This window comes from Microcoleus sp. B3-D2, from assembly GCF_036705345.1.
GTDB lineage: Bacteria > Cyanobacteriota > Cyanobacteriia > Cyanobacteriales > Microcoleaceae > Microcoleus.
This window is the reverse complement of sequence record NZ_JAUBUG010000026.1, coordinates 65,991-79,055: the sequence shown is the minus strand read 5'-3', so window position 1 is coordinate 79,055 and position 13,065 is coordinate 65,991. Positions and strand designations below refer to the sequence as shown.

Genomic DNA, 13,065 nt, shown 5'->3' with positions numbered 1-13,065 from the left:
ATCAACTGAATATGCTTTCATTGATGTATTTTTAGAATCTCTTCTTATTGTACCTCATAACAGCCGGAAGTGCTGTAAGCCCAATTGCCAGTAGCAATGGCCAAAAAACTCAAAAGAGTTGACCAAAAGGCTAATGTACGCATTTGCGGCAAGATTTTAGGGACACCCCGCAACAATGGAAATGCTAGATGTCCTGTATAAACCATTACCACTAATGCCAACATTGCACCCATGCCGTGAATGGTTCCCATCTACCGCTGCCAAGGGCTCGGATGCAATAAGTTAACTAAAGGTAAAAACAGAAATAAACCAGCAGATAAAAAGCTCAGCCGGTAGATGGAAACTTGAGCGATATCTAACTGTTTGGGAAATTCAGAGGCCACTAAATCGGTAGTTGAGTCTTGGGTTGAGCGTTGCACCACTGGCCAACCTCCTGTAGGTTGCCCGGAAAATTACTTGAGAATAAGTGGATTAGTATTTTGAGTTTCTGGATAATGCAGCTCGTGCGTGCCGAGTCGATCGCACATTGGCGCGATCGACAACCGCAAACCTACTGGTAATTATATTGACTAGCAATAATTCGGACTTTTTAGTTTCTCGAACACGCAATACTTTTGCTGTGACTAGCTATCGGCTAATTTCACTGCTGCGGTGGTCAAAAACTTAACGCTATTTATTCTCAAGAGTTGAGAATAAAACCAATGACATATTTTCAGTGTATTCTTTATATTTTTTTAATATTCTTGCTTGAGCTTGACGCTGAATACAATTTTGCAGTTTAATCTGTAAACAAATATTGATAATTCTTATCAAAAAGCTTCAATTTGGGGGTGCTAGGTAAAATATCCGAATAATTCTTCAGGATTATTTAATGTAAAATTTCTCATCCTCAAAATTCTGCCTTTGAGGCGCTAATCTATATCAAATAAGCGATCGCCCGCCACTAATCCCCCGATCGCTCGATCGCATTAATGCCCCCAGAGGGGGTTTTAAATTTTTGTAAAAAATAGTTGACTAAAGAGTTGGAACTTCTCTCGTTTGGGATAGATCGATGCACATACCTGATGGTTTCCTTTCACCGCCAGTAGCCATTGCCACCGGCATAGCAAGTGCAGCAGCAATTGCAGTTGCCCTGAATCGAACCCGCGCCAGTCTTGGACTGCGACAAGCCCCAATCATGGGCTTAACTACAGCTTTCGTGTTTGCAGCCCAGATGATCAACTTTCCCGTAGCCGGCGGCACCAGCGGCCACTTGTTGGGAGGGGCGCTCGCATCCGTCGTTTTGGGGAACCCTTGGGCGGCAACTTTGGCAATGAGCACGGTTTTTATAATTCAGAGCGTCTTGTTTGCCGACGGGGGCATCACCGCCTTGGGAGCCAATATTTTTAACATGGGGCTAGTTGGTATTTGGGTGGGCTGGTGGCTGTTGCAGCCATTGCAGCAACTCTTGGGAGGTTCCAGAAACCGTTTGCCGCTAGCTGCGGGGATTGCAGCCGCCCTCAGCGTCGTGGCTGCTTCGATTTGTGTGGCGATCCAATTGGCAATTTCTGGAACAGTAGGGCTCAATATCGCATTGCCAGCAATGGTAGGCGTACATATTTTAATTGGGATTGGCGAAGGGCTAATTACAGGTGGCGTTTTAACTTATCTCGTCAAAGTGCGGCCGGATTTACTGCCGGGACAACAGCCACAATTGCAGAAATGGGTAGTGCCAGTAATCGGGGTGTTATTAATTTCGGGGGTGCTTTCGCTGTTCGCTTCAAGTTGGCCTGACGGGTTAGAAGCGGTAGCCGAAAAATACGGCTTTAAAGATAAAGAAGCTGTGGCGATCGAAAATCCTACTCCTTTGGCAGATTACACAGTTAAAGGATTAGAAGAACAGCCTATTGGTACTAGCATTGCTGGACTTTTAGGGTCTGCCTTCAGCTTCGGCGCGGCTTTTGGGATTGCTCAGTTGGTGGTAAAACCTAAAGATGTCTAAACTCTCCATACCTTTTCGATTGCGAGTGTCTCTCACAATTGTGATTGGCATTGGTTTTATGAAGACAGGCGCTTGGCTGTGGCTGGGGATTTATGGGGCGATCGCACTTTTTTGGTCGTTTTGGCTCAGGGCTCCGGTGCGAACCCTAGCGCAACTGTTGGGAGCAGAATTGCTTTTTCTCTCCTTATTAGTGCTGCCCCAAGGTTGGGAACGTGCCAGTTTTCTGTTGCTGCGTTCCCTAATTTGCCTGTTAATTATGAACAGTTTTCTGCTAACTTTGCCACCCCACAGTTTCGGAATCGCCCTCAAAGGATTACCCCTACCAGCAGGTTTGCAAGAGATTGTACTTTTAACGGGACAATACTTAGAAATCCTGCTGGCAGAAGTCAACCGCATGAAAATATCCGCCCAACTCCGAGGCTTGTCCGGCGCCGGAGGATGGCTGCGTTACGCCAGTGCTTCCATGATCGGAGCACTTTATTTGCGAAGTCTCGATCGGGCAGAAAGAGTACACGCAGCCATGCTAATTCGGGGATATCAAGGAAGTTTGCCCGCCGACTCGAAATCGACACCAAAAGAGCGACTCTGGCTGACAATAACAATTTTAATAGTAGCCGGATTAACAACAGCTTCTTACGGTAATTGGGAATGGGTAATGGGGAAGGGGTAATTAACTGGTTCCCAAGCTCTGCCTGGGAACCGATGTCCAGAGGCTCTGCCTCGCTTCTTGCGGAGGGAAATTGGAGGCAGAGCCTCCCGATCAGCTTTTCCAGGCAAAGCCTGGGAACGAGTAGAAATTATTCAATCTAAAATCAAAAATCTAAAATCTAAAATCGGATGACTAATCTCAAATCCGCGCCAACAATCGAAGTGCAAGACTTAGTATTTGGCTATCGCGAGCAAAAGCCTGTATTGCGGGGAATTTCTTTTACTTTGCACCCCGGAGAAAGAGTGGCTCTACTCGGCCTGACAGGTGCTGGTAAAAGCACTTTGCTTGAAAACTTGATCGGATTAAAAATGCCTCAATCCGGCGAGATTAGAGTGCAGGGAAAAAAGCTGGAAGAGGCGACTTTATCGCAGGCGCGCAGGCAGATTGGATTTTGCTTTCAAGACGCTAACGACCAGCTATTTATGCCGACAATTTTGGAGGATGTAACGTTCGGGCCGCGCAATTACGGAGTGCCGCCGGGAGTTGCGCGCGATCGAGCTTTAGCCCTATTAGACGAATTTGGTTTACTAGAATTTGCTAACCGTTCGGCCCACGAACTTTCGGGAGGTCAAAGAAGGTTAGCAGCCTTGGCAGCAATTTTAGCATTAGAGCCGGCAATTTTAATCTTAGATGAGCCGACTAACGGGCTCGATCCCTCGTGGCGGCGTCACTTGGCTAAGGTTTTGTCACAATTGCCGATCGAGGTAATTTTGATCGCTTCTCACAATTTGAATTGGATCGGGAAAACGACTCAAAGGGCGTTAGTTTTGGCGGATGGTGAGATTAAAATTGACAGAAAAACTCAAGATTTGCTGGCAGATACATCAACTCTCGAATATTACAATTTGCCGCCAGATTGGTAATTATTTATTGGTTTGTATTGAGGATTTTATTCCTCAATACAAACCTGATAAGGGTTATTTTACAGGACATGATATGAAAGGCAATAGACTTATTACATAAATCTTTGATTGCTCGGGAAAACGCAGAGCCAAGGCAGATGATTTCAAGATTGTTTGCGAGTTTTGCAAGAGGTATAATATCTAGCTCGAATTACAGCTCAAATTTGCGAACTGCTTCATTGTACAGATGAATAGCTAAATCACGAAGAATTTGTTCATTTTGAAAATCACTTCCTAACTTCTGTTTCGCCGTTTGAACACACATTTTCATCAACTCGGATGAACTTTCGATGTGAAGTGCGATCGCCCTTTGCTTTTGTTCAAACCCGACCTCGATTTCCGCCAGCCTTTTGACCGATTGATAATTCGCAGATTGCTCTAAATTGGCCGCCATTTTTTCCTGCTTTCTCTTTTGCACTTCCTCGGAAAAACCCGCAGCAATTATCCCCGCAGGTAACGCAAAAATTCCAATTCCCAAAAATGCTAATATTGCTCCTAAAAATCTGCCTAAAGGAGTGATTGGATAAATATCGCCGTAACCAACAGTAGTTAATGTCACCACTCCCCACCACATTGCATCGGGGATGCTCCCAAAAGCTTTTGGATGCGCCTCGTGTTCCACAAAATACATGATGCTAGAGGCAAATATTAACAGAATAAAAACTGCAAATGCAGTGGCGATTAACTCCTCTTTTTTAGCGAACAATACTGCTCCGAGAGTTCTGACTGACTCTGAATAACGGCTCATTTTTAGCAAGCGCAACAAGCGCAGGAGTCGAATTAAATTAACGAAGTTTAAACTCGGAAATAATAGCAAGGAGTAAAAAGGTAAGATTGAAATTAAATCTATCAGACTTAGCGGGGTAAGAGCATATCTCAATCTGCCCCAAAGCGGGTGGGTGTATCTGCAATCGACTGTACATACCCACACCCTCAAAAGATATTCTATTGTAAATACTAAGGACGAAACTATTTCGATGTTGTCCAAAATCGCTTGGTGTTCTTGCGCCAAGGTGGGCGAAGTAGAAGCAATAAAAGCAGCGACGTTTATCAAAATCAAACTTGTAATAACAAAGTCATCTGCTAAACTGTATAAATTGCGGCTTTCTGAGGTTTCTAAAATTTCATGAATTATAGTTTTGAGTTGTTTACGCATCGGATATCCTCCTAAAAAATTAGCAATTAACATCGCGCTTTACTACAGTCTAAGCAATTAGATTAAAAAAATTAAGCAGGACTTGCCCTAAAACTAAAAATTTGGTGTCTTCAGAAATGCCATCGTTGCGAAACTCAATATTTCTCAGGGAAACTGGGTTGTTTGGGGCAAGGGCGTTCTAGTTAAATTTAGAGTTAATGTGGAAAGAATTCCCAACTATTACTGGATTTGCAGGCAAAAATCATGAAGGTAGCCGTATTTAATACCAAATCCTACGATCGCACTTTTCTGACAGCAGCCAATGTCGGCGGTCAACACGAGTTGGTTTTTTTTGAACCGCATCTGACCCTGGAAACCAGCGTTTTGGCTGCTGGATTTCCGGCTGTCTGCGCGTTCGTGAACGACTGCTTGGACGCGAAAACGCTCGGGGCGATCGCCGAAAAAGGCGTCCGCTTGCTGGCCCTGAGATCGGCCGGATTCAATCACGTCGATTTAGCAGCAGCGAAGGATTTAGATCTAACTCTCCTCCGAGTTCCCGCTTATTCTCCCTACTCCGTCGCCGAACACGCAGTCGCCATGATTTTGTCCCTCAACCGCAAAATCCACCGGGCCTACAACCGCGTCCGCGAAGGCAATTTCGCCCTAGATGGCTTGTTGGGTTTTGACCTCCACGGCAAAACGGTGGGAATCGTCGGAACTGGCAAGATTGGCGCAATTACTGCCCAAATTCTGCACGGATTCGGGTGTCGCCTGCTGGGATACGATGTTTTCCAAAACCCAGATTGCCTCGCCCTAGGCATGGAATACGTCGCACTCCCGGAACTGTTCGCCACCTCTGATATTGTCAGCCTCCACTGTCCGCTGATACCGGAAACTTACCATTTGATCGGTGCAGAGGCGATCGAGCAAATGAAACCGGGGATGATGCTGATCAATACCAGCCGCGGTCAGTTGATTGACACTAAAGCTGTTACCAAAGGTCTGAAGTCGGGTATAATTGGCTACCTCGGATTAGATGTGTACGAACAAGAGACGGATCTGTTTTTTGAGGATTTGTCAAATCAGGTCATTCAAGACGACGTTTTTCAGCGTTTGCTGACTTTTCCAAACGTCCTGATTACCGGACACCAAGCTTTTTTCACGGAGGAAGCTTTGAAAAATATTGCCGAAACCACGATCGCCAATATCACCGACTTTGAACAAGGACGCCCTTGCCCGAATCAAATCGACTTCGCTCAAGTGAAAAAATGAGTCAAAAGACCGATTTGGCAACGGGGGAAATTGTTTACAATCAAGTCTTATCCTTATTTTTGCTTGCAATTTGTGAAGCTCTGCCTTAGTCTCATCAATTAGTCCCGGCAGCGCGAATGCTGTGCTAATTGCCGGAGAATTATATTGGCAGCCACTCAAAGCCTGCAATTGTACTTGACACCGGAGGAAGTATCAAATGACACAAGCTAACTTTTCTGACGACGCACAAACAGTCACTGAAGTCGTCACAGTAGACCTGGTGCCTGACCAACCGGGGGTCATGACTACAGTGACAACCACAGAAACAACGACGAGCCAGTTCCAAGATATTAAAGACCAATTTCTGACAATTTTGTCGGAACTTCCAACCTATGTCTCCAATTTTTTTGCTGACTACCAAAAGCCCCTCATAACTATTGGTTTAATTCTGGCAGGCGGCATTAGTATTAAGGTAATGCTGGGAGTTTTAGGTGCTCTTAATGATGTCCCTTTGGTTGCTCCCGTTTTTGAGTTGATTGGGATGGGATATACGGGTTGGTTTGTTTACCGCTATCTGCTCAAGGCTTCTAACCGCCAAGAGTTGTTAACGGAAATTGATTCTTTAAAAGAACAAGTTGTAGGTAAAGATTCTTAAACGAAGGAAGAAGGAAGAAGGAAGAAGGAAGAGGGAAGAAGGAAGAATGAAGAAGAAAGAATGAATAAAGAAGATTTTTCCCACTCTCCCCTCTCCCAATCTCGCACTCCTGGCTCTCCCAATCTCCCGCTCTCCGGCTCTCCCCCTCTCAATTAGGATGGCAAACTTGTTGCAAAGTGGCGGTAAAGTCGGGATAGGAAATGGCAGCAGCTTCTGCCCGGTGAATGTTAGTAATACCTGTGGCGTTGAGGGCTGCGATCGCCAAACTCATCGCTATTCTGTGGTCGGTGTAGCTGTCAACATCGGCGCCGGTCAAAGGAGTTCCCCCGGTAATTTCTAAACCGTCGGGTAACTCGGAAATTTTGGCTCCCATGCGGTTGAGTTCGGCAGCAGTCACGGCCAGCCGATCGCTCTCTTTGACTCGCAACTCGGCCGCATCTCGAATTATTGTAGTACCGGACGCAAAGACCGCTGCTACCGCCAAAATCGGGATTTCGTCAATCAGTCGGGGAATTAAGTCGCCAGCAATGGTGCATCCCCGCAATTGGCCGGAACTGCGAACCAAAATATCCGCTACCGGTTCCCCGGCAGCCTCTCGCTGATTTTGCAGTTCAATATCGGCGCCCATCATTTCCAAAGCTTCCAAAATGCCTGTACGGGTTGGGTTGACGCCGACATTTTCGACTACGAGTTCGGAACCCGGAACGATCGCCCCAGCAACTAGCCAAAATGCCGCCGAACTAATATCCCCCGGTACAATCACATTCTGCCCTTGCAGTTGTGTCGGCCCAGTAACTGTCACGCTACAAGTTTCTGGATCGACGCTCAATTGGGCTCCAAACGCTCGCAGCATCCGCTCGCTGTGATCCCGCGACAGAGCGGGTTCTGTGACTGTAGTTTCTCCGCTTGCCATCAAACCGGCGAGCAAAATGCAAGATTTAACTTGAGCCGAGGCGATCGGAGAATGGTAGTGAATTGGTTTTAACTGCTGTCCGAGTATCGCTAAGGGAGCTAAAGAATTGCTTTTTCGACCCCAAATTTGGGCTCCCATTTGTTGCAGCGGTTTAATGACGCGCGACATCGGGCGCGATCGCAGAGAACTGTCACCCGTTACTGCATAAAAACGCCCAGGATGAGAAGCTAAAATTCCCAACATCAGCCGCATCGTCGTGCCGGAATTACCCGCATCCAAGACTTCCACAGGCTCCTCTAACTCGCCAATTCCGACGCCCCGGACTGTCACCCGTTCCGCGTTGAGTTCAGAAACTTTGGCTCCCAGGAGCGAGAAACATTTAGCCGTGCTGCGGGGGTCTTCCCCTAGGAGTAGTCCTTCAATAGTAGTTTCGCCTTGGGCGATCGCACCCAACATCAAAGCTCGGTGAGAAATCGACTTATCGCCCGGAACTCGAATCCTCCCCACCAGCGACAAGCCCGAGGCCGGTTTTTGAATGCTTAAAGTTTGGCTTTTGTCAAGAAGCGTAGTAGTTATAATGTCAGCTTGCATTGAGATAAACTAGGATTAGATGGCGTTAGCTATCCTACCTTTTTCCCAGTCCTAAGTTAGTCGTCTTTTGGATGCCTGCGGGTTTTTTCCCAATGTGTCCGGTTAACTTAAAGGCTGATTAAACTCGCCCGCAGACTCTTCTGTCAGTTATCGGCGACAAGGGAGGACGGACGCAACCGCACGGATTTCACTTTAATTTCACATTAATTTCACAAATATTATCCGTGTATCTGCCTAGCTTTCATTTCCGGCTATCAGTTATCGACCAGATGATTGAATTTTGACTGAACAATTTTAGATTTTCGATTGCGAGTTGTAGGTTTTTCATTTTTTTAAGCAAAAGCTCCGGAATTTGGAACCCCGCCAATCTAAAGTCTAAAATCTCCAATCTCAAACCGCCCGATCCACAACAACTCCTAAACTTTTATTTATGCTGACCCATCACCGCAAGCCTGTAAGTTTATCGCTGGTATCCACAGATTTACCTTTGTGGTCATTCGTGGAAACCGCTGCTACCCTTTATCAAAAAGACAGCGATCGCTTTCACTTGTTGTTGCACGAACCAGCAATAATCGATCGCGAATTTTCCGACGACTCCGACAAATCGGCCGAGCCAGTTACAATTTTGCCCCCAACTACAAAACCCCGGTTGCTCTGGCTAGAAGTTTCGCCCTATCGAGTCATTATGACGATGCAAGGAAACGGCAAATACAGTTACCGCCACTGCTGGGAACGAGGAATGTACGGCCTGAGCCGTTATTGGCTTCAGGGCGAATCGCTGGCCACTCCCGAACAGTTGCGACTCCGCAACTTCACTCGCAACTTGACGCTCACAGGAAAGCCGGAACCGGATCACTTGCAGTTAGAATATGAGTTGTGGTCTGAGAAAGTGCAACTCGGTCGCTATATTTTGAATCTAGAAATTCATCACTAAATTGGGTAATTGCAAAGGGGTAGATAGTAGGTGAAGGCGACGCATTCCTCAAATTCCTTCACCCCCCGTGGGTTGTTGGGGTTCGCGTGGCCATCTCCCAACTCAAAACTCTTAGCCTTTAGCGATCGCTCTTACAATAATTAATCAGTTTGCTAGTCAAAGCGTCTTGATTTGCGGCTGCTTGATTCGCCTGTTGGCCTGCTCTAATAATATCTGCTTGAGCGGTTTGGATTTGCTCTCGACCTTCTATACTTGTAGAAGCGAGATTTCCAGCCTGAAGACTTTTGCTTATGTCGCCGAGTGCTTGACTAATTTCCTGGAATGATTTAACCGATGGCTCCTGAATTTCTTTGAGGGTTGGATCTGTGATTCGCAGATCTTCAAGTTCATTCGCTATCAGGTTCAAATTTTTAGCTAAGTTGTCGGTCGTTGCAGGATCGTTGCTGTCTTTATCAACATCAATGAGAGCGTTGCCCTTGTTGACAATTTCAGTAAATTTAGTACACTGGACAGCTCGGCTATCGCTGCAACTAATCGTCAGCGTACAGCAAGCAACAACTATCAGCAGGATGGCAATCTGTTTGCGAAAAAAGTACATGAACCCTCGGTTGCAAAAAAAAGTAGATTCTGGGATGGTGTAGTAGAGTGCGTCAGCGATTAGCCGATATATCGACTGTCGTAAAACTTTCGCGGCATTCAGACACGCCCTACTAAGCTAAACTACGTACCTGTTTAGGAACTATGGTCAAAAACAGCAATAACCTAAAGAAGGGAAGCATTTGGGGATATCTTACCCTGCTTTTGCCTATTTCCTTGACGGCGGTTGCCAGTTTCGAGTCGGGAACGATGTTTTGGGCGATCGCCACCACAGCGGGCATTGCTTGGGCTTGGAGGCTCTACCAGCAGCAACAAAAACACAAACTCGCTCATTTAGACTCGGTTTTCTACAAGTTAATCAAGGAAAATCAAGGGCGAGTTACGGCTTTGGATTTGGCGATGAATGCAAAACTCCCCGGAGAAAAGGTTCAAGAGTATCTCGACGAACGAGCCTCTGAGTTTGCAGCGGATTTTGAAGTGACAGAACAAGGCGGAATTTTGTATTATTTTCAAATAGCTCCACCTGTCAATCAAAGCGAAACACCTAATGCGGCAATAGCTGTTCAAGAGCCTCCCACAAATCGGGAAAAAGCACAAGATAAAAAACCAAATTTATTCCCCATTACTCAAACCAAGACTCCTGAAAAACCCAAAATCTCTTTTACCCAGACGGAACTCTCCCGCAGATTCAAAGTTCACGCAACTACGATCGGCAAGTGGAAACTTAAGCCGGAGTTTGCTCAGTGGAGCCGCGAAAAAGACCCGGAGGCAATCGCCTGGGAATATTCTACAGAAAACAAGCGATTTTATCCCAAAGATTGAGTGGCTCCGGTATAGGACAAAATATATCAATAAACCCCGTTTATACGACGCTCTGGGGTTGCTAACGAAGAATTTGGGAAGAAACCGGGTTTCTGAGACTTGAGCGCGTCCAGCACTGACTTTACTGCCGTTGACCGATCGACCTGTGTAGGTTATTTTAAGTAAAATCCTCTATAGTTGAGTTTGCCAAATAAAAATCGGTAAATTCGATCGTCATATCTGTTTCTTTTTTCTCCTATGTCCAAAACAACCTTGCGAGTAGTCGCCCGCCTTGCTGCCTTTCCCGACAAAGTAGCAGAACTTAAATCCCTTCTGCTGAGTATTATAGAACCAACTCGCAAAGAAAAAGGCTGCATCACATACGAACTCCTGCAAAATCAAGCCGATCCCACAGATTTTACGTTTGTTGAAGAGTGGGAAAGTGTAGCTTTGCTCGAACAACATCTGGGTTCAACTCACATTCAAGACGCCGTGAAGAAATTAGACGGTTTGGCCGCTGGGCCTCCAGATATTCGCCGCTATGAATTGCTAGCCTAATCGGCTTTTTATAGCAATTTTATTAATGTGTGTGAAATAGCTTGGACCCCCCTAGCCCCCCTTATTAAGGGGGGACAAGAGTTCAGTTTTATTAAGGTGTGTGAAATAGCTTCTACCCCCCTAGCCCCCCTTAGTAAGGGGGGGACAAGAGTTCAGTTGAAATGGAAGCACAGCTAAAAAAAATATGACAGTAGCAACAATAAAACAGTTATTTATTTATCCAATTAAAGGGCTGACGCCGCAAGAAATGTCGGAGTTTGCTTTAACAGCAGGACACGGAATTAAGGGCGATCGAGCTTTTGCCTTAATGTTTGCAGATAATCTAGAAGCTGCAAAGATGCCTGCCCAAAATATGCCTTGGATGAGCAAAAAATATTTTGCCGTTCAAAATGATTGGCCTCTGTTAGCAGCTTTAGAATGTCATTATCAACCGGAAACGGCCGTTTTAACAGTCCAGCGTGAAGGAGTTGCAGTGTTATCTGCAGAAACGAACACAGCAGCGGGGCGCGATCGCATCGGCACTTTTTTCACAGAATATGTGGCGGCAATTGAACCCACAAAAGAAGCGAGACACCCGCAGTTTGCACCTTTGCACTTAGTCGGCGACAGCAGCGGCGAAACTCGTTATCCCGATCGAGAACCCGTACACATTTCTTTACTCAGTCAAGCCACATTAGACCAATTAACAGAAATCGCACTTCAAAACATTGACGTGGCCCGATTTCGCCCGAACGTTGTGCTAGAAGGTATGGCAGCTTGGTCAGAATTTGAGTTGATCGGAAAACAGTTTCAATTAGGCACGGCGCTCATAGAAGTTACAGCACGAATCGGCCGCTGCGTCAATATAGAAGTGAATCCAGAAACAGGCGATCGGGATATTTCCCTACTCAGTTTACTCCAAAAGGAATTCGGTCACGCACAAACTGGAGTTTTAGCCAAAATTATCAACAGCGGCACAGTTAAAATCGGCGATGTTTTGACTGCTGTAAAATAGTAGGACTTACGGGCGGGCTCTCCTGCCCACCCCACAAGAAAACTCATTCTTTGTGGAACAGGCATCTTGCCTGTTCATGAGAATATCTTGCCTGTTCATGAGAATGCTGCAAGATGTGAGATGCACCCTACAAGTCAATAGTCTCTTAATCAAAAGCAACATCAAGATTGTGAATGCTGGCTAACTTCCTGTACTGATAAACCGAGTGCTTCTGCCACTTGCTGTGTATTCAATCCCATTGCCAACAACCGAGGGATGGCATCCCGCCGTGCTTGGGCTTCTACACTCAAAGCCTGCTCTGCTAAGGAAGCTCGTTCTGTACCTGTCAGCAGCAAATTGCCCTCGCTGTCCCACCAACGCAGCCACAGCATTGTCTGGTTTTGATAACTGCCTTGCCACAGTCCTAATTCTACGCCCATTGGCGCGATCGGATAATGACCGCGATCGTTCGGAAGCAACTGCTGGTAAAACCCATTGTTCAGGCTGTAAACCTCCAGCCTGCCACTATTGATTTCATAGATGCCATAATACGGAATCCGCACGATCCGCTCATAGACCCAAAACTTCCCAGGTCTTGGCGCCGATTCGACTTCTGAGTACGATAGCGGCGTTGTGTCTCGCTCTTCTGAACCGTCTCCCGATGCGAACTCCAAAGCAATCATCGGAGCCATGAATTCCCGCCACAGCACGTAAGAGCGACGAATCTGATTTCCTAGTCTTGGTGGCACATTCGGCACGTAGAACCAATCAGGAGCTTCCGCGCCCCTTTCTTGCGGGTCAGTTTCTCGCCAGTAGATGCCACAGTCTTGCCCTATAGCATATTGCCCATCGGGATGAAGCCGTTGCAATACCGGCCCAATAGAATCAGTCAAAATAATGCTCTGGGGATGCTCCTGAAAATTCTTCACAAAAGTGCCGTCTTCCTCGGGCAGTTGAGTGTGGTCGGGGAAAGGAGAGGGAAGGACAATTTTTTCGGTTGCCGGGGTCATGCTACCTCTCAAGTATTGCAGCTTACATGAATATCTTAACAGCTAGGGTATGATA

15 protein-coding genes are annotated in these 13,065 nt (G+C 46.3%); 9 read left to right on the top strand and 6 right to left on the bottom strand.

The genetic code is table 11. The features are described from left to right. Positions 1–44: 44 nt before the first annotated feature. Together QUB14_RS12355 and QUB14_RS12350 are read right to left on the bottom strand one after the other, a co-directional pair. Positions 45–251, bottom strand: coding sequence for a hypothetical protein (locus QUB14_RS12355; protein ID WP_333217263.1), 207 nt, complete (start codon positions 249–251; stop codon positions 45–47). Next, on the bottom strand, positions 252–422 hold the full coding sequence (locus QUB14_RS12350) for a hypothetical protein (RefSeq protein WP_333217262.1): 171 nt from the start codon (positions 420–422) through the stop codon (positions 252–254). It lies immediately after the preceding gene. Between the two features lie 629 nt (positions 423–1,051). Between QUB14_RS12350 and QUB14_RS12345 the strand changes: the two genes are divergently transcribed. The 3 genes from QUB14_RS12345 (at position 1,052) to QUB14_RS12335 (ending at position 3,553) form a co-directional block, all read left to right on the top strand. Then, positions 1,052–1,981, top strand: coding sequence for an energy-coupling factor ABC transporter permease (locus QUB14_RS12345; RefSeq protein WP_333217261.1), 930 nt, complete (start codon positions 1,052–1,054; stop codon positions 1,979–1,981). Continuing rightward, positions 1,974–2,651, top strand: coding sequence for an energy-coupling factor transporter transmembrane protein EcfT (locus tag QUB14_RS12340; RefSeq protein WP_333217260.1), 678 nt, complete (start codon positions 1,974–1,976; stop codon positions 2,649–2,651). Before QUB14_RS12345 ends, QUB14_RS12340 begins: the two co-directional genes overlap by 8 nt. Before the next feature lie 167 nt (positions 2,652–2,818). Then, a complete protein-coding gene (locus QUB14_RS12335) occupies positions 2,819–3,553 on the top strand; it encodes an ABC transporter ATP-binding protein (protein WP_333217259.1) in 735 nt (244 codons plus the stop codon). 190 nt (positions 3,554–3,743) lie between these two features. On the opposite strand, the gene QUB14_RS12330 is transcribed toward QUB14_RS12335, so the two are convergent. Continuing rightward, positions 3,744–4,748, bottom strand: coding sequence for an ion transporter (locus tag QUB14_RS12330; protein ID WP_333217258.1), 1,005 nt, complete (start codon positions 4,746–4,748; stop codon positions 3,744–3,746). Between the two features lie 243 nt (positions 4,749–4,991). Between QUB14_RS12330 and QUB14_RS12325 the strand changes: the two genes are divergently transcribed. Both QUB14_RS12325 and QUB14_RS12320 read left to right on the top strand, forming a co-directional pair. Continuing rightward, on the top strand, positions 4,992–5,999 hold the full coding sequence (locus QUB14_RS12325) for a 2-hydroxyacid dehydrogenase (RefSeq protein WP_333217257.1): 1,008 nt from the start codon (positions 4,992–4,994) through the stop codon (positions 5,997–5,999). 196 nt (positions 6,000–6,195) lie between these two features. Further along, entirely contained in the window at positions 6,196–6,633 is a 438-nt protein-coding gene (locus tag QUB14_RS12320) for a CAAD domain-containing protein (RefSeq protein WP_333217256.1), read from the top strand. A 148-nt stretch (positions 6,634–6,781) separates the two neighbouring features. On the opposite strand, the gene aroA is transcribed toward QUB14_RS12320, so the two are convergent. Then, positions 6,782–8,137, bottom strand: coding sequence for a 3-phosphoshikimate 1-carboxyvinyltransferase (gene aroA / locus QUB14_RS12315; protein WP_333217255.1), 1,356 nt, complete (start codon positions 8,135–8,137; stop codon positions 6,782–6,784). 430 nt (positions 8,138–8,567) lie between these two features. Between aroA and QUB14_RS12310 the strand changes: the two genes are divergently transcribed. Beyond that, a complete protein-coding gene (locus tag QUB14_RS12310) occupies positions 8,568–9,071 on the top strand; it encodes a hypothetical protein (protein WP_333217254.1) in 504 nt (167 codons plus the stop codon). Positions 9,072–9,189: 118 nt separating this feature from the next. Here QUB14_RS12310 and QUB14_RS12305 read toward each other — a convergent pair whose 3' ends face one another. Then, on the bottom strand, positions 9,190–9,669 hold the full coding sequence (locus QUB14_RS12305; RefSeq protein ID WP_333217253.1) for a hypothetical protein: 480 nt from the start codon (positions 9,667–9,669) through the stop codon (positions 9,190–9,192). A 143-nt stretch (positions 9,670–9,812) separates the two neighbouring features. Between QUB14_RS12305 and QUB14_RS12300 the strand changes: the two genes are divergently transcribed. From QUB14_RS12300 to QUB14_RS12290, 3 genes are all read left to right on the top strand, one after another. Beyond that, positions 9,813–10,490, top strand: coding sequence for a hypothetical protein (locus QUB14_RS12300; RefSeq protein WP_333217252.1), 678 nt, complete (start codon positions 9,813–9,815; stop codon positions 10,488–10,490). Positions 10,491–10,727: 237 nt separating this feature from the next. Continuing rightward, the gene (locus tag QUB14_RS12295; RefSeq protein WP_333217251.1) at positions 10,728–11,027 is read left to right on the top strand and encodes a putative quinol monooxygenase; all 300 of its coding nucleotides are present in this window, start codon (positions 10,728–10,730) and stop codon (positions 11,025–11,027) included. A gap of 184 nt (positions 11,028–11,211) precedes the next feature. Beyond that, a complete protein-coding gene (locus tag QUB14_RS12290; protein ID WP_333217250.1) occupies positions 11,212–12,021 on the top strand; it encodes an MOSC domain-containing protein in 810 nt (269 codons plus the stop codon). A 161-nt stretch (positions 12,022–12,182) separates the two neighbouring features. On the opposite strand, the gene QUB14_RS12285 is transcribed toward QUB14_RS12290, so the two are convergent. Continuing rightward, on the bottom strand, positions 12,183–13,010 hold the full coding sequence (locus tag QUB14_RS12285; protein WP_333217249.1) for a Uma2 family endonuclease: 828 nt from the start codon (positions 13,008–13,010) through the stop codon (positions 12,183–12,185). Positions 13,011–13,065 lie beyond the last annotated feature (55 nt).

Bases quoted from the DNA above. Each gene is read 5' to 3' on its own strand.
- QUB14_RS12330 (WP_333217258.1), bottom strand. From the start codon at position 4,748: ATGCGTAAACAACTCAAAACTATAATTCATGAAATTTTAGAAACCTCA.
- QUB14_RS12335 (WP_333217259.1), top strand. From the start codon at position 2,819: ATGACTAATCTCAAATCCGCGCCAACAATCGAAGTGCAAGACTTAGTA.
- QUB14_RS12345 (WP_333217261.1), top strand. From the start codon at position 1,052: ATGCACATACCTGATGGTTTCCTTTCACCGCCAGTAGCCATTGCCACC.
- QUB14_RS12325 (WP_333217257.1), top strand. From the start codon at position 4,992: ATGAAGGTAGCCGTATTTAATACCAAATCCTACGATCGCACTTTTCTG.
- QUB14_RS12305 (WP_333217253.1), bottom strand. From the start codon at position 9,669: ATGTACTTTTTTCGCAAACAGATTGCCATCCTGCTGATAGTTGTTGCT.
- QUB14_RS12295 (WP_333217251.1), top strand. From the start codon at position 10,728: ATGTCCAAAACAACCTTGCGAGTAGTCGCCCGCCTTGCTGCCTTTCCC.
- QUB14_RS12290 (WP_333217250.1), top strand. From the start codon at position 11,212: ATGACAGTAGCAACAATAAAACAGTTATTTATTTATCCAATTAAAGGG.
- QUB14_RS12285 (WP_333217249.1), bottom strand. From the start codon at position 13,010: ATGACCCCGGCAACCGAAAAAATTGTCCTTCCCTCTCCTTTCCCCGAC.
- QUB14_RS12300 (WP_333217252.1), top strand. From the start codon at position 9,813: ATGGTCAAAAACAGCAATAACCTAAAGAAGGGAAGCATTTGGGGATAT.
- QUB14_RS12355 (WP_333217263.1), bottom strand. From the start codon at position 251: ATGGGAACCATTCACGGCATGGGTGCAATGTTGGCATTAGTGGTAATG.
- QUB14_RS12310 (WP_333217254.1), top strand. From the start codon at position 8,568: ATGCTGACCCATCACCGCAAGCCTGTAAGTTTATCGCTGGTATCCACA.
- QUB14_RS12340 (WP_333217260.1), top strand. From the start codon at position 1,974: ATGTCTAAACTCTCCATACCTTTTCGATTGCGAGTGTCTCTCACAATT.
- QUB14_RS12320 (WP_333217256.1), top strand. From the start codon at position 6,196: ATGACACAAGCTAACTTTTCTGACGACGCACAAACAGTCACTGAAGTC.
- aroA (WP_333217255.1), bottom strand. From the start codon at position 8,137: ATGCAAGCTGACATTATAACTACTACGCTTCTTGACAAAAGCCAAACT.